Here is a 21870-nt window from a genome sequence, read left to right as displayed (position 1 = left end):
CGGGGCAGGGTAGGGCGCCGTGGAGGTGCCGCGTCGGCGCCGCACGCGGTGCGGGAGCGGCCGTGCGAGGGGCGGCACGGGGCCCTGAGATCGGCCGACTTCTCCCGTTGCCGGCGCGTGTGCGCGGGTACTCACCGACCATGCGAATCAGCGTCGTGGATGTGGGGTCGAACACCGTCCGGCTCGTGGTGGCGGACGCGCGGGGCGGGATCCCGCTGCCGGTGCACACCGCCAAGTGGCGGCTCAGGCTGTCGGAGCGGGTCGTGCCGGGCTGCCCGGTGCCCGAGGAGTCCGTCGAGCGGCTCGTCGACGCCGTCACCGCCGCGGCCAGGACCGCCGAGAGGTGGGGCGCCGCCGCGCCGCTCGCCTTCGCCACCGCCGTGGTACGGGCCGCGCCGAACAGCCACGACGTCCTGCGCGTCGTACGGGCCCGCACGGGCGTCGCCCTGTGCACCCTGCCGGGAGAGGTCGAGGCGGAGCTGACGTTTCTCGCCGCCCGGCGCTGGATGGGCTGGCGCTCGGGGCCGCTCGCGCTGCTCGACATCGGCGGCGGTTCGCTGGAGGTGGCGTTCGGGCGGGGCCGGCTGCCGGACTTCGCGGCGTCGCTGCCGCTGGGCGCGGGGCGCCTGACCCACGAGTTCTTCCCGGACGCCGACCCTCCGGCGCCCGAGCAGGTACGGGCGGTGCGCCGCAAGGTGCGGCACCAGATGCGGGACGTGGCGGGGCGGATCCGCTGGGAGGGTCCGCAGACGGCGGTCGCCGCCTCGCGCACGTTCCAGCAGCTCGGCCGGTTGTGCGGTGCGCCGCCCGGGCGGCACGGGCCGTTCGTGGAACGCCGGCTGCACAGCGCCGACCTGGGCGCGGCGGTCGAACGGCTGGCCGCGCTGCCCGCCGCCGAACGCGCTCTGCTGCCGGGGATCTCCGCGCCGCGCGCGGCACAGAGTCTGGCCGGCGCGGTGGTCGGGCACACGGCGATGAAGCTGACCGGCCTGCGGACGGTGACGATCTGCCCGTGGGCGATCCGCGAGGGCATCCTGCTGCGCCACATCGAGGACGGCCCGTCGTGGTGGGCGGAGATCACCCGGCACACCGAGAAGCCCGTCCCCCCCGGCCCGGTTCCGCTGCGCATCGCGACGGCGGCCCACTGAGACGGAGCCCCGGGCCCGGGGCAGGGTTCGCCGCCCCCGCCCGGCCTCCCCCGGTCTCCCGCCCCGGCCTCCCCCGGTCTCCCGTCCCGGACGGATGGCCGGTCTCGCGCCGGGTACCCGGCGCGCATGGCGCACGACACTGACGAACCACGGCTGCCGACGGCCCGGGGCCCGCTCTCCGAGGCCGTCACGCGGTACCTGACCGGCACGGGCCCGCTGCCCACTCCGGGCGACGACCCCGTACGGGACGCCGACCCGTACGGCGACGACCTCCAGCTCGCCCTCTACCTGTGCTACGAGCTGCACTACCGCGGATTCTCAGGGGTGCCCGAGGCCCTCGAATGGGACCCCGGCCTGCTGCGCACCCGCGCCGCGCTGGAGGACCGCTTCCTGACGGCCCTGCGCGCGGACACCCCGGTCCACGACAGCGTGGCGGACGCGGTGGAGGACCTGTTGGTCGAGCCCGTGAACGGCACCGGGGTGTCGTACTTCCTGCGGGACAAGGGCGAGCTGTGGCAACTGCGCGAGTTCGCGGCGTTGCGCTCGCTGTACCACCTGAAGGAGGCCGACCCGCATGCCTGGGTGCTGCCGCGGCTGTCGGGCCGGGCCAAGGCGGGGATGGCGGCCGTGGAGTTCGACGAGTTCGGCGGCGGCCGGGCCGACCGGGTGCACGCCCGGCTGTTCGCGGACCTGATGACCGACCTGGGCCTGGACACCACGTACGGGCGGCATCTCGACGCGGCGAACGCCGAGGCGCTGGTCACGGTGAACATGATGTCCCTGTTCGGGCTGCACCGGGAGCTGCGCGGCGCGCTCGTGGGGCACTTCGCGGCCGTCGAGATCACCTCGTCGCCCGGTTCCCGGCGGCTGGCCGAGGCGATGCGCCGCACCGGCGCGGGCCCGGCCGCCGAGCACTTCTACGACGAGCACGTCGAGGCCGACGCGGTGCACGAGCAGGTCGTGCGGCACGACGTCATCGACGGTCTGCTGGAGCAGGAGCCGCATCTCGCCCGCGACGTGGTCTTCGGCATCGACGCCACGGGTTACGTCGAGGACCGCTTCGGGGCGCGACTGCTCGCGGACTGGCGGGCCGGCCACTCGGCACTGCGGACCCCGCTCCAGACACCCGTTCCGCATTAAACTTCCATATATCCTGCATGCGGGGGTACCTGGCCGGATGTGCATCCACTCTTGCTGCCGGGCGTGTACGCCCCTCAGGACGACACCCGGTTGCTGGCCCGGGCCCTGTACGACGAGCCGGTCCCGCCCGGCGCCGACGTCCTCGACGTGGGGACCGGGAGCGGGGCGCTCGCGCTGGCCGCCGCGCGACGCGGGACGCGGGTGACCGCCGTGGACGCGTCGTGGCGCGCGGTGTGCGCGGCCCGCGCCAACGCCCTGCTGGCGGGGGTGAGCCTCCGCGTCCGGCACGGGCACCTCTTCGCACCGGTGCGCGGCGAGACCTTCGACCTCGTGCTCGCCAACCCGCCGTACGTGCCGGCGCCGGACGGAGCACCGCGCCGACCCGGGGCGCACGGCGGTCCACACGGCCCGCGCGGCGCGGCACGCGCGTGGGACGCGGGCCACGACGGGCGGCTCGTCCTGGACGAGATATGCCGGGAGGCGCACGGGATGCTGCGCCCCGGGGGTGTGCTGCTGGTCGTGCAGTCCGCGCTCAGCGCACCCGACCAAACACTGCAGCGGCTGCGCGCCGCGGGCCTCAAGGCGGCGGTGACCCGACGGCGCCGGGTGCCGTTCGGGCCGGTACTGCGCGCCCGGGAGCACTGGCTGCGGGAGCAGGGCCTGCTCGGCGCGGCCGAGGACAGCGAGGAGTTGGTGGTGATCCGTGCCGAACGTCCCGTCTGACCAGCCCCGCAGGATCACCGTCCAGCGGCGCGGCCCCCTGCTCGTGGAGGGCCCGGTGGAGGTGCGACTGGAGGACGGCTCGACCGTGTCGTCCGACCGCTTCCGCGTCGCCCTGTGCACCTGCCGCCGCAGCCGCCGCTACCCGTGGTGCGACACCAGCCACCGCAGCAGGACGCCGCCGAAGAAGCGCGCGGGCGGTACGCCGGAGGAGCCCGGGGACGACTGAGACCGGCCCGGAGACCTGAGGCCGAGGAGGGCCGACCCCGCCCCCGGATTCCGAGAACGACCGAGCCGACCCGGGGACCCGAGGACGACCGACGCCGGCCCGGGTCCCCGGGTCGGCTCGGGGACACGTGAGCCGGGGCGGGCGCCGCCGTCCCCACGGCAGTGGCGTCCCGCCCCGGCTTGACCGGCGGCCCCACGGGCGGCCCCACTCCGCCCGCCGGCCCTCCGGTACGGGATCACCGTCCCGCGCACGGGACTCGCGCTCCCCAGCAACGAGTCGCCTCTTGTGCGCGGGGATCGGGTGACCCCGGTCTCAGAACGTGAGGACGCTCGTGGCGGCGCCCTTCACGCACTCGTGGGAAAAGGTCCGTTCACAGGAGAGGCGCGGTCGCGGGGCGCAGGTCGGGGTGACCGCGCGTTCCGGGGTGGGGGCGGCCGTGTTCGCCCCGTGGTCCGTCGCCTGAACCGGGGCCGAGGGTGCGTAGAGCGGGGCGGGGGCGGCGTGCGGGGCGGCGAGGCCGCTTGCGGCGAGGGGGCCGGGGACGGCGGTGGCGGTCGGCCCCGGAGTCGTGGCCCGGCGCGCGGTGCTCCGCATGGTGTGCTTCCTTCCGCTCGATGACCAGGAGTGCCTTGCCCGTGCCCGGCGGGGTCCGAACGGCGAGCGCGAGTCTGCCGAGTCCGCCGCGGAAACACATCTCGACCCCCTGCGTTTCGGTAACCTCGCGTAGGGAATCAGTGGCGCGAAGTCACAGAATTCGAACGTTTCAGCCCGTTGACGGCACCAATCTTGATCGCCTGAAGCAGCCATTTGGCGCATTTTGATCGTTCGGTACTAGGCCTGAAACCCACCGATGGGGATCTGTCCGGCACCAACGGCAAGGCCGTCCAGACCCCCTGCCCCGCGGACCGACCGGACGTACCCGTGGGTATGGTCGGTGCGGCGCGTGTTCTCAGCGACGAGACGGGACTTCCATGGGCAAGCACTGGGCGGACTTCCAGCTCGAGATCTACCTCAACGGCATGACGGGCACGGTGCCCCGGCTGCCCACCGACCTGACCCGGCTGGAGGAGGTCACCGAGCAGCGCCTCGGCCCCGGCCCCGTCGGCTACGTCGCCGGCAGCGCGGGCGACGGCAGCACGGCCCGCGCCAACCGGGACGCCCTCGCCCGACGCCGGATCGTGCCCCGCATGCTGCGCGACGTGCACGAGCGCGACCTGTCGGTGGAGGTGCTGGGCCGCGCTCTGCCCGCCCCGCTCGCGCTGGCCCCGGTCGGCGTGCTGTCCATCATGCATCCGGACGCCGAACGGGCCGCCGCCCGGGCCGCCGCCGCGCAGGGCGTGCCGTTCATCCTGTCCTCCGCGTCCAGTACGCCCATGGAGGAGGTCGCCGAGGCGATGGGCGGGTCCGAGCGCTGGTTCCAGCTGTACTGGCCCAAGGACCGCGAGGTGACCCGGAGTTTCCTGGCCCGTGCGAAGGCGTCCGGATACACCGCGCTCGTCGTCACGCTGGACACGCCGATGCTGGCCTGGCGCCCGCGCGACCTGGACCAGGCGTATCTGCCGTTCGTGCACGGGGTGGGCACGGCCAACTACTTTTCCGATCCCGCGTTCCGGGCGGGTCTGGCCAAGCCGGTGGACGAGGACCCGAAAGCCGCCGTGCTGCACTTCTTCAGCCTGTTCTCCGACCCTGCCAAGACCTGGCCGGACCTGGCGTTCCTGAGGGAGAACTGGGACGGCCCGATCGTTCTGAAGGGCGTCCTGCATCCCGACGACGCCCGGCTGGCCGCCGACGCCGGGATGGACGGCGTCGTCGTGTCCAACCACGGTGGCCGTCAGGTCGCCGGGTCCGTGGGCGCCGCCGACGCGCTGCCCGGTGTGGTGGAGGCGGTCGGCGACCGGCTCACCGTGCTGTTCGACAGCGGCGTGCGCACCGGCGACGACATCTTCAAGGCGCTGGCACTCGGCGCGCGTTCGGTCCTCGTCGGACGGCCGTACGTGTACGGGCTCGGGCTCGACGGGCAGGCGGGCGTCGAGCACGTGATCCGCTGCCTGCTCGCCGAACTGGACCTCACCCTCGCTCTGTCCGGCCACGCCACACCGGCCACGGTCAGCGCCGCCGACCTGATCACGGGCCCGGCCTGACCGCCCGGCGGCGTCAGGCCGTTGCCGGGTCGACCGCCGTCGCCCCGGCCGCCGTCCGGTCTAGCGTCTGCCGGGCGGCATCCCCGCCGCGCGAGCAGCGGGCACGTCCGGCTCCGCGACGGACAAGGTGCCCTCGGCCGCCGGTGCGGGGTCGACGCGCCAGCGTTGCGCTGCGGAGCCGTCCCGCACCTTGACGACGACGCCGGCGTTCGCGTCGGGTGCGGTGACGGCGAGAGCCAGCTGCTTCTCCCAGCGCGGCAGCAACTCCCCCCGCCCGGTGAGGCCGTAGCGGACGTCGCCCGACCGGCCCTCGCCGCGTTCGGCGCACGCGCCGAGCACGACGACCCCGGCGTCCGCGCGGGAGTCCAGACACAGCCCGGGATCGGCGGCGCTGCGCAGCAGACCGTCCTCCTCAAACGTCCACCGCTGGGTCCACGCCTCCGAGCAGGCCGCGAGCCGTACGCCCGCCCCGGCCTCCGCCGGGCCGGTCACGTCGAGGCACAGACCGGCGGCGGCGCTCCGCAGCCGCGCCTGCCGGGGTGCCGTGGGCAGCCCGGCCGTGTCGGGCGGGACGGGTTGCGCGGCTCCGGACGCGGTGACGGCGGGGGTCCTGGTGGACGCCGTCGGGTCGGCGCCGCCGTCGTGCGACCACACGTTCGCGATCAGGACGGTGGTCAGCACCACGGCCGAGGCGGCTCCGGCGCCCGAGAGCAGGGTGCGCGGGGAGCGCGGAACGGTCGGCCGCCGGCGGCCGACGGCGGACAGCCCGTCGAGGATGCGGTGCCGGCCGCGTCGCGAACCGCCCCGTCCGCGGCGTCCGCCGCTCGCCGTCCGGCCGGGCCGCGAGTCGTGGTAGCGCCGCGCGCCCCAGCCGAGGACGGCCTCGGCGAGCAGGAGTCCCAGGCCGTTCTCGAAGTGGCCCAGTTGTTCCGCGGCGAAGCGGCAGTGCCGGCACGCGGCGAGGTGGTCCCGGACGTCGGGGAGCAGGGCGCCGCCGCGCCGGATGGGCACGTCGAGGAGGCGGCTGTAGAAGCGGCAGTCCTCGGTCGGGGCGAGCTCCCGGTGGGCCCGCAGGCAGCCCGCGCGGAATTGCTCCCGCGCCCGGTCGAGTGCGGCCGACGCGGCCCCGGTGTCCATACCGAGCAGCCCGGCCGGTACGGACAGCGGCTCCGCCTCGACCTCGGCGTGCCACAGCACACACCGCGCGGCGGGCGGAAGGAGCTGGAACGACTGCCCGGCCAGGGCCCGGTTGCCGGGGGTGAGAGACGTCGCCGTGCGCATGCCGCGACCACCGGCGGGTTTCCGCAGGGCGGGCAGGACACCCGCCGTCCGGTCGTCGGCGGCCCACGCACGGACCGTGTCCCGCACGGCCACGAGGAGCCGGGGGCGCAGCGCGGACGTCGGCCCGCCGAGCGTGGCAGGGGCGAGGGCGGCGCGGTCGAGGGTGCGGCGGAACGCGTCGGCGGTGACCATGGCGGCCACGGACCCCGTGGAGGCCAGGCAGATCACGGCGTAGTCGTGTGCCGCCTGCCAGTGCCGCGCCGTCAACAGGGCGGCGGCGCGGGCCGATTCGTCCCCGGGGCCGTCCGCGAGCAGCCCGACGAGGGACTCGTCGGACTCCCCCGGGCCGCCGCCGGGCGCCTGACGGGGAGGACGAGGCGGGTGAGGGGTGGGCACTGAAGCTGTTTCCTTCCCCTGCGCGTGACACAGAAGTTTCCAGCTCGCCGAAAAGGCACCGGCGTCGTCGGAATTGGTGCGGACCTTTGGGGCGGTGAAGCGGGAGGTGAATTCACCGTCGGCGTACCGGACCCGGCCGGTCGGCCCCGATACGCCAGTCGGCATTCACGCCTTCCGCACGGGGGTTCACTCTGGCACAACCCGCTCGCGCCCAACAAGGCATGCAGACCACATCGGTGCCGTGGAAATGACCTCGCAAACGCCGAGGTCGTGGCGTTGCGCGGGAGCGGTGGGCGACGGATTTCGCGGGTCGCGTCCCCCACGTGAATTCCCCACGCACAGCGGGGCACCGCATTCTCGCCCGTTTCACCTCTCGGATCTGCGGAAAACACACGCCGGTCGTCCCCGCCCGCGCACAGCGGATTTCGTATGTCTCGCGGCGGAACCCCTGCACGGCCGCGGTCATATCTGCCAGGAACGCAGCCGGTCGGCCGCCCCGTAAACGTCGGCCTCGCCGGACATCAGATCGCGGGCGAGATCGACGAGGGCGCCGTAGGGCGGGTCGATGCCGACGCCGCTGACGTACATGTAGGCCACGGCGGTCGCGCAGGCGAAGCGGGCGTTGGCCGCAGGCAGCGGCTTGAGCAGGGCCAGGGTGTGCAGCAGTGCGGCGGCCCGCCAGGCGGGGTCGGAGTCGACGCCGAGCCGGGGCGGGTCGACCCGGTGCCGGGCCACGGCGGCGACCAGCACGGAGAAGTCGTTGATCGTGGGCTGGTCGGGCAGCACCTCCTCGTGACGCTGGAGAAGCCAGGGCACGTCGATGTGGAGGACGGGTGCCATCGGTCAGGCGCCCCGCCCCGCGCTCCTGGCGGCCGGTTCGTCGTCGGGGAAGGCGGCGGCGAACTCGTCGGCGTGGGCCGCGAAGAACCGGCGGAACTCCTCCGCGCCCTCCTGCAGCGCCCGGTGCCGCGCTATGTCGGCCGCGGCGGCCTCCCGCACGAGGGCCTTCATCGACGTACCGCGTTCCTTGGCGATCTGCCGCAGGTCCTCTAGCTCGCGGTCGCTGAACTCCACGTTGAGAGCTGGCATGCCCGCACGGTACCGCCGCGGGTACTGCCCCGTAAATACGACCAGGTCAGAGAGCGCGTGGGACGGTACCGGGTGTGCTTCGGCGGCTGCCGTCCCGCGGGTAGCGGGACGGCAGCACCGGGCGCCGGACGGGGGTCGGGGGGCGGGGTCGGACCGCTGTCCCGGGCGGTCGCCGCTACCCCTGGGCGGCCGCGAAGGCGGCGACGCGGGCGAGCGCGGCGTTCCAGTTGATCGTGTGCTCGTTCGTCGACCAGGACTGGATGTCGTCGATGAAGCAGAACTGGCCGACGCAGCCCTGGAGCCTGCTCTGCGCGAAGGGGTCCTGGATGGACGAGTTCGGACCTCCGGAGAGCGTGCCGTCGGGCGGGGCCGGCAGGTTCGGGTCGAGCTGCTCGGCGTACCAGCGGCTGTGCTGATGGTGCGCGTTGACCTCGCCGTAACCGGTGACGTAGGACATGTTCAGGGCGTTGCGTCCGAGGATGTAGTCCATGGTCTGCAGGGCCCCGTCGCGGTACTTCCTGCCGCCGGTGATGTCGTAGGCGGCGGCGAGGACCACGGCGTTGTTGAGGACCTGGTGGCTGGAGCCCCAGTCGTAGGTGTTGCCGTCGGGCGCGTACGGCAGGCCGTACGGGTGGGCCTGGAGCGTCGCCAGGTAGCGGTCGGCGCCCTTCACCACGGACGCGCGGACCTTGTCGCGGCCCGGGAGCCGGTTCGGGAGCAGCGCGAGGTCGAGGCGTCCCGCGGCGGCCGTGTGGGCCCAGTCGAAGCCGTTCGGGCCGAAGATGTCGGCCGTGTGCACCGGGGAGCGCCGGACGTGGTCCCGGAAGGCCCGCTCGCCGGTCGTGAGGTACAGCTGGGCGGCGGCCCAGTAGAACTCGTCGGACACCTCGGCGTCGGCGTAGGTGCCGCCGCCGATGCCGTCGGACTCGGAGGCGAGCACGTCGGGGTGGGCGAGCGCCGCGCCCCACGCCTTGCGGGCCGCGGCGAGCGCGGTCGCCGCGAACTGCGCGTCGTAGGACCGGTACACGCGGGCCGCCTGGGCCGCCGTCGCCGCCAGGTTCAGGGTGGCGGCGGTGGTTGGCGGGTGCAGTTCCCGCTTCTGCGGGTCGGCGCTCGGCAGCAGCGGCAGGCCCGTCCACTGCTCGTCGTGGATCTTGTGGTGCGCCATGCCGGCCAGCGGCTGACCGTCGGGGACCTGCATCTTCAGCAGGAACTCCAGCTCCCAGCGGGCCTCGTCCAGGATGTCCGGGACCCTGTTGCCGCTCTCCGGGATGCGCAGCGAGCCGTCGCCGAGCTTCTCCGCCTCTCCCGTACGGGCGATCAGCTCCCGCTCGTAGGTGCTCAGCAGCTCCCACGTCGAGATGCCGCCGTTCACGACGTACTTGCCGTGGTCGCCGGCGTCGTACCAGCCGCCGGTGACGTCGAGGGTGTAGTCGCACTCGCCCGGCCGGCAGGGCACCTTGCCGTCGCCCTGGTTGGGCGCCACGTCCAGGTGTCCTGCCGCGCGGCCGTAGCCGGGCCGCAGGTCGTCGCGTATCGCCACACCGCTGCGCTGCGTGTAGTAGTACTTCGCGGCGTCGAGGCGCAGGTCGTCGTAGGTGCCGGCGGCTATGTCGAAGGGACGGCTGGTCTCACCGTCGACGGTCAGGGTGAGGTTCTCGCCCGTGGCGCGGTGGCCGCCGAAATCGATCGAGTGGACGCTCTGCCCCGAGGAGGCGTCCCGGCCGCGCGCCACGGTCGTACCGCGTGCCACGACGGCCCCGCTCGCGTTCTTCAGCTGCCAGGGCAGCGGCTCGGTGGCATCGGTGACGACGGTGGCGTTCTTCGGGCCGTTCGGCAGGTAGCCGACCTGGTTCACACGGACCCGGGGCCCGGTGTCCGGCTCGTACACCTCGGTCTCGTCGGCCCCGGCCCGCCCGGCGGGCAGCGCGGTGAGCGCGGTCGCCAGCAGGGCCGTCAGGGTCAACAGGGCGGTTCTGCGTCTGTACACGTCTGTGGCTCCTCGTCGGGGGACGATGCGACGGTCACACTCATCATGGGAGCGCTCCCAAAGCCGGTCGGGGACATGGTTGTGGCAGGTGTGTCCCACGTCAACGGTCCGGACGGGACCACCGTCCGGCAGTCCTTCCGGGGCCGCGAGAGTGGCTGTTCCGCGCCATCGGCCGGACGGGGAGTGCCGGTCGTGCGGCCGGTGCCCCCGGGCCGCGTGGACGGGCCGCCCGGCCGGAGACCACCGGGCACGCGTCGGGCACCCCTTTCGCCACGGCCGTTCAACGTTTGTGCCGGGCCGGTACGCACTAGGCTGGGGGCCAAGGGGCGCCGCCTGTTCACTGTGAGTGTCCGCGATGGAGTGGCGACGATGAGTCCGGTCAACCCGTTCGACGATGCCGACGCGGCACGGGCTGTCGTCGATGCGACCGGCACCGTCCAGGAGTGGAACGAGGGTGCTCGTCTGCTGCTCGGACATTCCGCCACCGACGTCCTGGGCCGCCCCGCCGCCGACCTGCTCGCCGATGGTTCGGTGCCCTCACTGCCCCGCCCCGGCCAGTACCGCTGGGACGGCACGGTCGTGCTGCGGCACCGCGACGGCCACACCGTGCCCGTGTGGGTCCTGGCCCACCAGCGCGTGCCCGAGGAAGGCGGTCCCGGCCACTGGTTCGCGGTGGCCCCGCTGCCCGAGGCACGCCGCGAACAGCAGGACGACCCGCTGATCGGCGCGGCCCTGGCGCAGTCGCCGTGCGCCACCATGATCTACGACGAGCGGCTGCGGTTGCGCGGCGCCAACAACGCGATGACCGATCTGATCGGCCTGCCCGCCGCGCGCATCCGTGGCCTGCGGGCCACCGACATCACCGACCAGCGGCAGAGCGCCGAGCTGGAGCGGCACATGCGGTATGTGCTGCAGTCCGGTCAGCCGTACGACATGCACGCCCGTCTGAAGGCCAGCCGCGAGACACGGGCGCACGACTGGCTGGCCCGGATCGCGCCGCTCACCGGCGCCGGCGACGGGGCGCGGGGCGTCTGTGTCACCGTCCACGACTTCACCGAGCAGATCCGGGCACGGCAGCGGCTGGAGCTCGTCAACGAGGCGAGCGTCCGGATCGGCACCACCCTCGACGTCACGCGCACCGCACAGGAACTCGCGGACGTGTGCGTGCCCGCGCTGGCCGACTTCGTCAGCGTCGACCTGCTCGACGTCCCGGAGGGCGGTGAGCACGCCGACCGCCCGACGCTGCCGCTGCCGCTGCGCCGGGCCGCGCACCGCTCGATCCGGCCGGGCAACCCGGACGCCGTGATCGCACCGGGAGAGGTGGACACCTACCCGCCGCACTCGCCGCAGGCCGACTCCCTCGTCAGCGGCCGTACGGTCGTGGCGCAGGTGTCGGCCGGGGACGTCGGCGACTGGCTCGCCGTGGACCGCAAGCGCCTGACCCGAACCCGTCAGACCGGCGCGCACTCCTCCATGTCCGTCCCGCTCCGGGCGCGCGGCGCGACACTCGGCGTCGCCGTGTTCATCCGGTACCAGCGGCCCGAGCCCTACACCCGAGACGACGCGCTGCTGGCCGAGGAGATCTCGGCGCGGGCCGCCGTCTGCATCGACAACGCCCGCCGCTACTCCCGGGAGCGCGAGACGACCCTCACCCTGCAGCGCAGTCTGCTGCCCCGGTCGCTGCCGGGCACCGTCGCGGTGCAGGCGGCGTCCCGCTACCTCCCGGCCGCGCGCGCCGGGGTGGGCGGCGACTGGTTCGACGTGATCCCGCTGTCCGGGCTGCGGGTCGCCATGGTCGTCGGTGACGTCGTGGGTCACGGCATCCAGGCGTCGGCCACCATGGGCCGGCTACGGACCGCGGTGCGGACCCTCGCCGACATCGACCTGCCCCCGGAGGAACTGCTCACCCATCTGGACGACCTGGTCCTGAGGCTCTCGGCGGAATCCGGCGACGACGACAGCACCGGCGAGGTCGGCGCGACCTGTCTGTACGCGGTGTACGACCCGATGTCGCGGCGCTGCACGCTCGCCCGGGCAGGGCATCCGGCACCCGTGCTGGTCCCGCCGGACGGGCCGTGCCTGCCGGTCGACCTGCCCGTCGGTCCGCCGCTGGGCGTGGGCGGGCTGCCGTTCGAGTCGGCGGAGCTGAACCTGCGCGAGGGCAGTGTGCTGGCGTTCTACACCGACGGGCTGCTGGAGCACCGCGACCGGGACGTCGACGCCGCCCAGGACATCCTGTGCTCGTCCCTGGCGTCGCTGGCGGGGTCCGAGGCCGCGTCGGCTGCCTCCGCGCCGTCCGGCCCGCCGGGCTCACCCGCACCGTCGGACGCGTCCGGCTCCTCGGGCTCGTCGGGTTCTCTGGAGGAGGCGTGCGACCGGGTGCTGCACGCCCTGCTGCCCGCGGGCGGCGCCGCCGACGACGTGGCGCTGCTGCTGGCCCGCACCCGGGGGGTGCCCCCCTCGCAGGTCGCCACCTGGGACATCCCCGCCGACCCGTCACTGGTCGCGCCCGTACGCAAGCAGGTCCTCGACCGGCTCGGCACCTGGCACCTGGACGACGCCTCGTTCACCACGGAGCTCGTCGTGAGCGAGCTGGTCACCAACGCGATCCGGTACGGCGCCCCGCCGATACGGCTGCGGCTGATCCACGACGAGACGACGCTGATCTGCGAGGTCTCCGACACCAACTCCACGGCACCGCACCTGCGCCGCGCCAAGACGTGGGACGAGGGCGGGCGCGGGCTGCTGCTGGTCGCCCAGCTCACCCAGCGCTGGGGCAGCAGGCACACCCCCGAGGGCAAGACCATCTGGGCGGAGCTCACCCTGCAGGACGAGACGTGAGGGGCAACTCCCGCTCCCGGCTCGCGCGTTGATCCCGCCGTGCTGGGGACACTCACCTCAGGGAACCTCCAGGAGCGGAGAACCATGGCGAACACGTCCTCGTCCGTCCCCCGGGCAGCCCTGCTCGCCGGTGCGCTGGCGCTGCTGGGCACGCTGACCGCCTGCGAAGGCTCCGACAGCGCCGCGACGGCACCACCGCGCGCGCCCGCCACGAGCGGCCCCGTGACCGGTCCCGACGACGGCACGGCGTCCGCGCCCGGCGACCCGGACACCGCGGCGGTACCCCGGTCCGCGTCCCCGTCGGCCACCGGGCCCGGTGACAGCGCCGACCGGAGCCGCTGCCACACCCCCGGGCTGCGCGCGTCCGTCGGCAGCCTCGAGCCGGGCGCCGGGCAGCGCAACCTCCCCGTCGTCCTGACGAACACCTCGTCCCGTACGTGCACGGTCCACGGCTATCCGGGTGCCGCCTTCATCGACGCCCACGGCAGGCAGGTCGGGCCCGACCCGAGGCGCAGTCCCGGCTTCACCCCCACGACAGTGACGCTGGACCCCGGCGACAGCGCCTGGGCGGGGCTGTCGTTCGCGTCCCCGCAGACGAGCGGCGCCCGCACGGCCACACCGGCGGCGCTGCTGGTGACACCACCGGACGAGCGGACCTCCCTGAAGGTGACGTGGACGGCCGGCGAGGTGCCGGTGGGCGGGAACGCGTCGACGGTCTTCCTCACGGTGTTCGCGGCGGGTGACGGGCCGTGACGGCACGGCTCCCCCGGCACTCCCGCGGGTTCAGTGACCCGCGATCGGGTGCGGAGTGTACGGGCGCTCCAGCTCCTCGATCTCCTCGGCCGTGAGGTCGAGTCCGACCGCGGCGACCGCGTCGTCCAGGTGCCGCGGCTCGGCCGCACCCACGATCGGGGCCGTCACCGTGTCCTGGTGCAGCAGCCAGGCGAGGGCGACCTGGGCGCGCGGCACGCCCCGTGTGCCGGCGACACGGCCGACGGCCTCCACGACGGCGCGGTCGCCCTCCTGGTAGAGGGTGCTGCCGAACCGGTCGGTGGCGCTGCGTTCGGTCGTGCTGTCCCAGTCCCGGGTGAGCCTGCCGCGGGCGAGCGGGCTCCACGGCAGGACACCGACGCCCAGGTCCGCGCAGAGCGGCAGCATCTCGCGCTCCTCCTCGCGGTACACCAGGTTGTAGTGGTTCTGCATGGACACGAACGGGGTCCAGCCGTTCGTGCGGGCGGTGTACTGGGCCTTGGAGAACTGCCACGCGTACATCGAACTCGCCCCGAGGTAACGCACCTTGCCCGCCTTCACGAGGTCGTGCAGGGCCTCCATCGTCTCCTCGACCGGGGTGTGCGGGTCCCAGCGGTGGATCTGGTAGAGGTCGACGTAGTCGGTGCCGAGGCGGGCGAGGCTGTGGTCGATCTCGGTCATGATCACCTTGCGGGACAGGCCGCCGCCGTTGGGTCCGGGCCGCATCCGGCCGTGCACCTTGGTGGCGAGCACGATGTCGTCGCGGCGCGCGAAGTCGCGCAGGGCGCGGCCGACGATCTCCTCGCTGGTGCCGTCGGAGTAGACGTTCGCGGTGTCGAAGAAGGTGATGCCGGCGTCCAGCGCCTGCCGGATCAACGGGCGGGAGGCCTCCTCGTCGAGGGTCCACTCGTGCGCGCCTCGGTCGGGAAGGCCGTAGGTCATGCAGCCCAGACAGATCCGCGACACGTCGAGGCCCGTCGAACCGAGCTTCACGTACTGCATCGTTGCTGCTCCTGCCGTCGGGGGTACCACGGGGGGCGAGCGTACGTCTTCGTGCGCGCTCGAAGCCCGGCGCCCGCGCGCCGCCATCCCCGCGCGCCATCACTTCCCCAAGCCGTCACCCGCGGGCCGCCGCTTCCGCGAGGTGCGTTTGCCGCCCGACACGAACGCCCGACACGACGGGGTCCGGGATTGAATCGGGCCCGTGTGGATGTTGGACTCGGGCGTCAGAGACCTACGACGTGACGATGGGACGGATGCCATGCCTCTCGAGGGCGAGTACGAGCCGAGCACGACGCAGTGGGTGCGCGAGCAGGTGGAGTTGTACGAGGGCTCCGGCGGTACGCGGGGCACGACCCTGCGGGACACGGGCCTGCCGGTGATCGTGCTGACGAGCCGGGGCGCCCGGTCGGGGAAGCTGCGCAAGACGCCGCTGATGCGCGTCGAGCACGAGGGCCGGTACGCCGTGGTGGCCTCACTCGGCGGCGCACCGAAGCACCCCGTCTGGTACCACAACCTGAAGGCCGATCCGCGTGTGGAGCTCCAGGACGGGCCGGTCAGGCGCGACATGACGGCACGTGAGGTCACCGGCGCGGAGAAGGCCGAATGGTGGGAGCGGGCCGTCGCGGCGTTCCCGAGCTACGCCGACTACCAGAAGAAGACGGACCGCGAGATCCCGGTGTTCGTCCTCGACCCGGTGGACGCGGACTGAGCCTCCGGGCGTCCGTCGGCGTCCCGCCTGCGGGCTGCTCGGAAAGGGGCTCGCCGGGTGGGCATGAAACGGCGGCGGCCGGGCACCCGTGCGTCAGGCCCCGCCGCGTTCCCCCGTCGCGGCGGGGCTTTCGTCCGCCTCGCGGGTGGCCCGGTCGGTCACGTCGAGGAACACCTGGTCGGCCTCCGCCACGGCGTGGCGGATCGACCTCTTGATGCGGACGGCGACCTCCTCGACGCGTTCGCTGTCCAGGCCCGGGACCAGGTCGATGCGGGCCGCCACCAGGGCCGAGTCCAGGCCGGTCTTCATGGTGAGCAGCGCCTCCACGCTGTCGATCTCGGGCTGCGCCTGGAGCAGTGCGCGGATCCGGCCGCCGGTTTCCGGGTCGGCGGCCTCGCCGATGAGCTGGTCGCGGGCGTCGCGGCCGAGCCGGTAGGCGACGTAGACGAGCAGCGCGCCGATCGCGAGGGACGCGGACGCCTCCCACACGACCCGGCCGGTGGCCATGTGCAGGGCCATTCCGGTGATCGCGAGGGTGACGCCGAGCACCGCCGTGCCGTCCTCGGCGACGACGGTGCGCAGCGCCGGGTCGCGCATGCCGTCGGCTCCGCCGCCCTGCCGGCGCACCTGGTGCAGGGCGCGCAGCAGCGAGCCGCCCTCGGCGAGGAGGGCGACGCCGAGCACGATCAGCCCGGCGACGTATCCACCCAATGTCTCCTCGGCGCCGCCGCGCAGGGCCTCGAGGCCCTGGAAGAAGGAGAAGCAGCCACCCATGACGAAGATCCCGACGGCGGCCAGCAGCGACCAGAAGTACCGCTCCTTGCCGTACCCGAACGGGTGACGCCGGTCGGCGGGGCGGCGGCTGCGCCGCAGCGCGGCCAGCAGGAACACCTCGTTCAGGCTGTCCGCCACCGAGTGCGCGGCCTCCGACAGCAGCGCGGGTGAGCCGGCCAGGAGCCCGCCGACGGCCTTGGCCACCGCGATCACCAGATTGGCCGCGAGCGCCACCAGGATGGTGACGCGGGTCCTCCGTTCGGTTCGGCTCTCCGTGGCATCCGGTTTCTCCGGGGGTGTTCCGCTCACGTGTACTCCGTCGCTGTCGGGTCCGGCCCTCGCCGAATGCCCCGCTCGTACCGGCTCACACCGTGCCGTCCGCCGATTTCGGGGAACGCGTTCCCGTGGGACACACGCGACGGCAGTGAGGAGTGCGGTGATGAGCGGCGACCGCGCCGAGGGCGGCCACGGCAACACCGAGTACGGCAGGAAGGCGTTCAAGCGGTCCAAGGCGCACTTCGCCGACCGGATCACCGCGGACGGCCGGGACGGCTGGCCCGCCGAGTCCGGCCGCTACCGCCTGGTGGTGAGCCGTGCCTGCCCGTGGGCGAGCCGCGCGCTGGTCTCCCGGCGGCTGCTGGGTCTGGAGGGCGCCGTGTCGCTGGCCGTCGCCGACCCGATCCAGGACGACCGCAGCTGGCGTTTCACGCTCGACCCGGACGGCCGCGACCCGGTCCTCGGCATCCGCTTCCTCGGCGAGGCCTACGAGCGGCGGGAGAGCGGCCACCCGGGCGGGGTGAGCGTGCCGGCGATCGTGGACGTGCCCAGCGGGAGGCTGGTCACCAACGACTACCAGCGGATCACCCTGGACTTCGCGGCCGAGTGGACGGGCCTGCACCGCGAGGGCGCGCCCGACCTGTATCCCGGGGCGCTGCGCGACGAGATCGACGAGGTGATGGCGGGCGTCTACGAAGACGTCAACAACGGCGTGTACCGGGCGGGCTTCGCCACCGGGCAGGAGGAGTACGAGGCCGCCTGCGCGGGCGTGTTCCGCCGGCTGGAGCTGCTGGGCGGGCGGCTGGAGCGGCAGCGGTACCTCGTCGGCGACACGATCACCGAGGCCGACATCCGGCTTTTCACGACGCTGGTCCGGTTCGACGCGGTGTACCACGGCCACTTCAAGTGCAACCGCTGGAAGCTGGCGGAGCACCCGGTGCTGTGGGCGTACGTCCGCGATCTGTTCCAGACCCCCGGGTTCGGGGACACGGTCGACTTCGACCACATCAAGCGGCACTACTACCGGGTGCACACCGGCATCAACCCGACGGGCGTCGTGCCGCTCGGCCCGGACCTGTCCGGCTGGCTCACCCCGCACGGTCGTGCGGAACTGGGTGGGCGGCCCTTCGGCGACGGGACGCCGCCGGGGCCGGTGCCCCCGGGTGAGGAGGTGCCCCCGGCAGGACGCCCCTGACACCACGCCACCGCACCACACGAACGGCTCCCCGGGCACCCGGGGCCGTCGAACAACTCGAACCACTCGCATCCACCGGGAGAACCACGTGGGCAAGAAGAACCTGAGCAGCAGCACGAAGAAGAAGCTTCCCGCCGCCTACAAGCCGGTCGGGTTCGCACTGAGCTGGACCAGCGGCACGCTCGCGGGCATGGCCTTCCGCAAGATCTGGAAGAGCCTCCGCGACGAGGACGACGCCCCCGACGCGCTCGATCCGGACCGCCGTCTGGGTGAGATCCTGCTGGCCGCCGCGATCCAGGGCGCCATCTTCGCCAGTGTGCGCAGCCTCGTGGACCGCGCCGGGGCGAGGGCCATCGAGCGCCGTACGGGCGTCTGGCCGGCCCAGGACAAGACCGGCCGGGCCTGACCGGGGCGCCGGCCCTGCGGGGGCACCGGCCCCGCCCCGGCGTCAGCCCCGCTTCGGCGCCAGGGGCGGGACGCGGCGCAGGGTGAAGGAGTGACCCGCCGGATCGGCGAAGCTGCGCTCCTCGTAGAGGCCGGGGGCGTCCTTCGCCTCCAGTGGGCGCCCGCCGAGTCCGACGACCTTGCGCTCGGCGGCGTCCAGGTCCTCCACCATGAACTCCAGGTGGGCCTGGAGCGCGTTCTCCGGGCGGGGCCAGCTCGGCGGGGTGGCGTTCGCGTCGCGCCGGAACGCCAGCCGGGTGCCGTCCGCGCTGCGGATCTCCACCCGGTTGGCGGCCACGTCCGTGTCCTCGGCGTCCAGGAACTGCCGGTAGAAGAGGGCGAGTTTCTCGGGCTCGGCGCAGTCGAGCACCACGACTCCCGCGTTGACCAGTGCCATGCGTGTCCTCCGCTGGTTTCGGGGGCGCGCTGCCGTGCCGCGGCGCGCCCGGTCCTGTGCGGATATCCCGCCCCGCCGGTTTCAGTCGGCCGTCGGCCACGGTCCGCGCTCGACCGGACACGAGCCGCCGTCGGCCGAGGGGCGGCACGGGAAGGGCCGCCGGAAGCGGTCGGTGAACTTCCGGTGCGTGGTGGCCCGGCGGCACAACCGGCACGACCGGCACAACCGGCACGAGCCGCCGTCGGCCGTCCCTGCGTTCGCTGCGGGTGCCGCGTTCCGGCGGCGTCGCGGTGTCGCTCGTGCCGGCCGGCCCGGACGACGTCCCGCGCGAGGCGGAGCGGCCCGGGGTGCGCGCGGTCCGGATGCTCGTGGAGGCGTTCGCCGCGGGATGCGTTGTCGCCGACCGGGTCGGGGCCGGCGGGCCGCGGCGGCCGGTCGAGTGGACGTTCCCGCTCGGCGAGGCAGCGCGGGCGCCGGCGACCAGCAGGGCCGGCCGTACCACCGGCCGGCCCTGCTGGTCGACTGACCGCTCCGCATACCGGCCGGACGGTCGCACGCGCCCGCCGCCCGTCTTCGCACACCTCGCAAAACCTCTCAGAAACGCACCAGAACCCCACCGGGCACACCCGTACGTGCCCCTGCACGTGCGCCTGAACGTGCAGCGAAAAAACTCGGCTGCAATTAGGAGACATATGTCAATCGAACATGCTCAAATTCAAACGTACGGGGGTAACTTGCAGGCAGGGAAGCGGTGTTGGGCCGCTTCCCCGTCGGTGTACGCAGGGTTGGAGGCGGTGTCTTCGTGCAGCAGCAGCCTGCGCCGTTCACCCGGCATGTGCGCGTCCATGAGGACCGGGGCCACACGGTGCTGGAGTTCCGCGGCGAGATCGACATCGTCGCGGCCACGGAGATCGCCCCGCACGTGGACTGGGCGACCAACCGCGCCGCGCCCCGCGTCGTGATCGACCTCAGCCGGGTGGAGTTCTTCGACTGCTCCGGGCTGCGGCTGCTGTACCGGGCCCGGCAGCGCGTCCAGGACCGGGACGGGCAGCTGCTGCTCGTGTGCGCCCACCCGCTGACCCTGCGCGTCCTGCGGATCACCGGCCTGTCGCGGACGCTGCCCCCGCAACCCACGCTGGAGGCGGCGCTGGCCCGCCCGGAGGCCACGTCCGGCTCGGTCTGACGGCCCTCCGCGCTCTCCGTCCGGGCGCCTTCTCGCCAACTTCTCTGTCTGCCGCGGGACGTACGGGGCATCCGCAGGGCAGGAGAGAGGGCCGCCGTCAGGGCCACGTCCACCCGACGCGCGCCCTCCGGAGCGACCGAGCGGTTGGAGGCCCCATGAACCGAACAGGCTCACGTCCACGCGTCCCGTCCCTGCGGGGCCGCCCGGCCCGGCGCCGCCCCCGCGAGGCGGAGCCGGAACGGCGCCCGCTGCCTCTGCCGCTGCGGCTCCTGGCGATGCTGTGCGCGTTCTTGTTCATGGTGGCGTTCGCGGCCGTGCTGGCCCGGCTGACCCTGCAGCCCTCCCCCGCCTCCGAGGCGCTGACGCACAGCAACCTGCACCCGGGCCGGTCCCTGTCGGCCTATCTGAACCAGCCCGAACTGCGCGACGCCGTCCGGCAGATCGGGGGCAACCTGCTGCTCGGCGTGCCCTTCGGGGTGCTGGTGCCGGTCGTCGCGCCGCGCACCCGGGCCGTGTGGCGGGTGGCGCTGCTGACCGCCCTCGTGATGCTGCTGGTCGAGCTCGTGCAGGGCGCGTTGGTGACCGGGCGCGCCTTCGACATCGACGACGTCATCCTCAACACGACGGGCGCGCTGGTGGGTTACCTCATCGCGGGCCGCCGGCTGAGCCGGGCCGTGCACGCGCGCAAGAAGACCGGATGAAGGGGGCAAAGCGGCTCGCGAGCCGCCTCGCGAGCCGCCAAGAAGAACACGCAACTTGGTCCGAACCAAGCTATTGACGTCCCGTTAATTCACTTCTTAAATCAAGAGGCGACACAACCACCCCCCACACCTCGCACGGCGTGCCCGCACCCCACGCGGCCGCCCGCGGGAAGGAATGGCCGTGACCTCTCGACGCCTCCTGCGCACCAGCCTCCTGACCGCCCTGTCCGCCGTACTGGTCGCGAGCGCCGCGACCGGCGCGGCGCAGGCGGAACCGTCCCGCACCCCGGCGCCGGCCGCCGCCGCCACGGTGTTCTCCGACACCTTCGACGGACCCGCCGGCGCCGCCGCCAACGCCTCCAAGTGGCAGATCGAGACCGGCGACAACGTCAACAACCACGAGCGGCAGTACTACACGGCCGGCGCGAACAACGCCGCCCTGGACGGCCAGGGCCATCTGGTGATCACGGCGCGCCGCGAGAACCCGGGCAACTACCAGTGCTGGTACGGCCGGTGCGAGTACACCTCGGCCCGGCTGAACACCTCGGGCAAGTTCACCGCGCAGTACGGACACGTCGAGGCGCGCCTCCAGGTGCCGCGCGGGCAGGGCATGTGGCCGGCGTTCTGGATGCTCGGCAACGACATCGGCCAGGTCGGCTGGCCCAACTCGGGCGAGATCGACGTCATGGAGAACGTCGGGTACGAGCCGTCCACGGTGCACGGCACGATCCACGGCCCCGGCTACTCCGGCTCGGGCGGCATCGGGGCGGCGTACACCCTGCCCGGCGGGCAGGCCTTCGCGGACGGCTTCCACACCTTCGCCGTGGACTGGGCGCCGGACTCGATCACCTGGTCCGTGGACGGCCAGGTCTACCAGCGCCGCACGCCCGCCGACCTGGGCGGCAGGTCATGGGTGTTCAACAAGCCGTTCTTCCTGATCCTGAACCTCGCGGTGGGCGGCTACTGGCCGGGCGACCCCGACGGCTCCACCTCGTTCCCGCAGCGCCTGGTCGTCGACCACGTCTCCGTGACGACGTCCGGCGTCGCCCCGGGCGCGCGCCGCTGAGGCCCCACCCGGGTCTCGCCCGGCGCTGTCAGTGCCGGGTCCAGGTGAACTTGTCGCCTCCCACCCAGCGGACCGTGTCCGGGTCGTCCAGGTCGTGCACGATGATGCCGAACGCGGCGGCGGCCTCCAGCACGTCGATGACGGCCCTCGCCTCACCGACCACCTGGCCGTCGATCTCCACGATCCGGAACGGCGGTGCGCCGGGCTGCACCCCGAGCACCATGATCCGCGGGTGGGAGATGTACGGGCTCTCGCTCTCGGTCATGTCATAGAGCGTAAAGCGCGACCGTCGTCCGTGAATGCCCGGATTCGTCCGTGAAGGCATCCGGCCCGGTACGGAGGGTCCCCTCCCGACCCGGCCCCCAGCCGACACCGAAGCGGGGCCAGGCGGGCGCACC

The 21870-nt window shown here is 73.5% G+C and carries 22 protein-coding genes; 13 read left to right on the top strand and 9 right to left on the bottom strand.

The genetic code is table 11. From position 1 onward, the window contains the following. The first annotated feature begins 140 nt into the window (after positions 1–140). The 4 genes from ABZ354_RS25550 (at position 141) to ABZ354_RS25535 (ending at position 3237) form a co-directional block, all read left to right on the top strand. A complete protein-coding gene (locus tag ABZ354_RS25550) occupies positions 141–1148 on the top strand; it encodes a Ppx/GppA family phosphatase (RefSeq protein ID WP_358660507.1) in 1008 nt (335 codons plus the stop codon). 126 nt (positions 1149–1274) lie between these two features. Continuing rightward, positions 1275–2288, top strand: coding sequence for an iron-containing redox enzyme family protein (locus tag ABZ354_RS25545; protein ID WP_358660505.1), 1014 nt, complete (start codon positions 1275–1277; stop codon positions 2286–2288). Between the two features lie 39 nt (positions 2289–2327). Next, positions 2328–3011 carry a HemK2/MTQ2 family protein methyltransferase gene (locus ABZ354_RS25540; RefSeq protein ID WP_358660503.1) on the top strand — a complete coding sequence of 228 codons (684 nt, stop codon included), beginning with the start codon at positions 2328–2330 and terminating at the stop codon, positions 3009–3011. Further along, positions 2992–3237 carry a CDGSH iron-sulfur domain-containing protein gene (locus ABZ354_RS25535; protein WP_358660501.1) on the top strand — a complete coding sequence of 82 codons (246 nt, stop codon included), beginning with the start codon at positions 2992–2994 and terminating at the stop codon, positions 3235–3237. Before ABZ354_RS25540 ends, ABZ354_RS25535 begins: the two co-directional genes overlap by 20 nt. Before the next feature lie 312 nt (positions 3238–3549). Here the strand turns inward: ABZ354_RS25535 and ABZ354_RS25530 are convergent, their stop codons facing one another. After that, positions 3550–3831 (bottom strand): hypothetical protein, encoded by a 282-nt coding sequence (locus ABZ354_RS25530; RefSeq protein WP_358660499.1) that lies wholly within the window; start codon positions 3829–3831, stop codon positions 3550–3552. A gap of 377 nt (positions 3832–4208) precedes the next feature. On the opposite strand from ABZ354_RS25530, the gene ABZ354_RS25525 reads away from it, so the two are divergent. After that, the gene (locus tag ABZ354_RS25525; RefSeq protein WP_358660497.1) at positions 4209–5378 is read left to right on the top strand and encodes a lactate 2-monooxygenase; all 1170 of its coding nucleotides are present in this window, start codon (positions 4209–4211) and stop codon (positions 5376–5378) included. A gap of 60 nt (positions 5379–5438) precedes the next feature. Here ABZ354_RS25525 and ABZ354_RS25520 read toward each other — a convergent pair whose 3' ends face one another. From ABZ354_RS25520 to ABZ354_RS25505, 4 genes are all read right to left on the bottom strand, one after another. Continuing rightward, positions 5439–7055 (bottom strand): ricin-type beta-trefoil lectin domain protein, encoded by a 1617-nt coding sequence (locus ABZ354_RS25520; RefSeq protein ID WP_358660495.1) that lies wholly within the window; start codon positions 7053–7055, stop codon positions 5439–5441. Positions 7056–7517: 462 nt separating this feature from the next. After that, positions 7518–7895, bottom strand: a complete 378-nt coding sequence (locus ABZ354_RS25515) for a toxin Doc (protein WP_358660493.1) — start codon at positions 7893–7895, stop codon at positions 7518–7520. A gap of 3 nt (positions 7896–7898) precedes the next feature. Further along, complete coding sequence (locus ABZ354_RS25510; protein WP_358660491.1) at positions 7899–8144, bottom strand: hypothetical protein; 246 nt, start codon at positions 8142–8144, stop codon at positions 7899–7901. Between the two features lie 175 nt (positions 8145–8319). After that, positions 8320–10095, bottom strand: a complete 1776-nt coding sequence (locus tag ABZ354_RS25505; RefSeq protein WP_358660568.1) for a glycoside hydrolase family 9 protein — start codon at positions 10093–10095, stop codon at positions 8320–8322. A 408-nt stretch (positions 10096–10503) separates the two neighbouring features. Here ABZ354_RS25505 and ABZ354_RS25500 point away from each other — a divergent pair, with 408 nt between their 5' ends. Next, positions 10504–12975: a SpoIIE family protein phosphatase gene (locus ABZ354_RS25500; RefSeq protein WP_358660489.1), complete on the top strand. Its 2472-nt coding sequence runs from the start codon at positions 10504–10506 to the stop codon at positions 12973–12975. 84 nt (positions 12976–13059) lie between these two features. Continuing rightward, positions 13060–13728 carry a DUF4232 domain-containing protein gene (locus tag ABZ354_RS25495; RefSeq protein WP_358660487.1) on the top strand — a complete coding sequence of 223 codons (669 nt, stop codon included), beginning with the start codon at positions 13060–13062 and terminating at the stop codon, positions 13726–13728. Between the two features lie 30 nt (positions 13729–13758). Here ABZ354_RS25495 and ABZ354_RS25490 read toward each other — a convergent pair whose 3' ends face one another. Next, the gene (locus ABZ354_RS25490) at positions 13759–14727 is read right to left on the bottom strand and encodes an aldo/keto reductase (RefSeq protein WP_358660486.1); all 969 of its coding nucleotides are present in this window, start codon (positions 14725–14727) and stop codon (positions 13759–13761) included. Between the two features lie 259 nt (positions 14728–14986). Between ABZ354_RS25490 and ABZ354_RS25485 the strand changes: the two genes are divergently transcribed. Then, a complete protein-coding gene (locus ABZ354_RS25485; RefSeq protein WP_358660485.1) occupies positions 14987–15436 on the top strand; it encodes a nitroreductase family deazaflavin-dependent oxidoreductase in 450 nt (149 codons plus the stop codon). Positions 15437–15529: 93 nt separating this feature from the next. Here ABZ354_RS25485 and ABZ354_RS25480 read toward each other — a convergent pair whose 3' ends face one another. After that, the gene (locus ABZ354_RS25480) at positions 15530–16519 is read right to left on the bottom strand and encodes a cation diffusion facilitator family transporter (protein ID WP_358660483.1); all 990 of its coding nucleotides are present in this window, start codon (positions 16517–16519) and stop codon (positions 15530–15532) included. Positions 16520–16649: 130 nt separating this feature from the next. Between ABZ354_RS25480 and ABZ354_RS25475 the strand changes: the two genes are divergently transcribed. Then, a complete protein-coding gene (locus ABZ354_RS25475; RefSeq protein WP_358660481.1) occupies positions 16650–17681 on the top strand; it encodes a glutathione S-transferase C-terminal domain-containing protein in 1032 nt (343 codons plus the stop codon). 88 nt (positions 17682–17769) lie between these two features. Then, positions 17770–18087, top strand: a complete 318-nt coding sequence (locus ABZ354_RS25470) for a DUF4235 domain-containing protein (RefSeq protein WP_358660479.1) — start codon at positions 17770–17772, stop codon at positions 18085–18087. Between the two features lie 42 nt (positions 18088–18129). Here ABZ354_RS25470 and ABZ354_RS25465 read toward each other — a convergent pair whose 3' ends face one another. Beyond that, complete coding sequence (locus ABZ354_RS25465) at positions 18130–18522, bottom strand: VOC family protein (RefSeq protein ID WP_358660477.1); 393 nt, start codon at positions 18520–18522, stop codon at positions 18130–18132. Positions 18523–19324: 802 nt separating this feature from the next. Between ABZ354_RS25465 and ABZ354_RS25460 the strand changes: the two genes are divergently transcribed. From ABZ354_RS25460 to ABZ354_RS25450, 3 genes are all read left to right on the top strand, one after another. After that, the gene (locus tag ABZ354_RS25460; protein WP_358660475.1) at positions 19325–19705 is read left to right on the top strand and encodes an anti-sigma factor antagonist; all 381 of its coding nucleotides are present in this window, start codon (positions 19325–19327) and stop codon (positions 19703–19705) included. A gap of 155 nt (positions 19706–19860) precedes the next feature. Beyond that, a complete protein-coding gene (locus tag ABZ354_RS25455) occupies positions 19861–20406 on the top strand; it encodes a VanZ family protein (RefSeq protein WP_358660473.1) in 546 nt (181 codons plus the stop codon). 175 nt (positions 20407–20581) lie between these two features. Further along, positions 20582–21472 carry a glycoside hydrolase family 16 protein gene (locus ABZ354_RS25450; RefSeq protein WP_358660472.1) on the top strand — a complete coding sequence of 297 codons (891 nt, stop codon included), beginning with the start codon at positions 20582–20584 and terminating at the stop codon, positions 21470–21472. A gap of 28 nt (positions 21473–21500) precedes the next feature. On the opposite strand, the gene ABZ354_RS25445 is transcribed toward ABZ354_RS25450, so the two are convergent. Then, the gene (locus tag ABZ354_RS25445) at positions 21501–21737 is read right to left on the bottom strand and encodes a hypothetical protein (RefSeq protein WP_358660470.1); all 237 of its coding nucleotides are present in this window, start codon (positions 21735–21737) and stop codon (positions 21501–21503) included. Between the last annotated feature and the right edge of the window lie 133 nt (positions 21738–21870).

Source organism: Streptomyces sp. NPDC005925 (assembly GCF_040638805.1).
Taxonomy (GTDB): Bacteria; Actinomycetota; Actinomycetes; order Streptomycetales; family Streptomycetaceae; genus Streptomyces.
The sequence above is the reverse complement of the archived record's forward strand: the minus strand, read 5'-3'. Positions and strand labels throughout refer to the sequence as shown.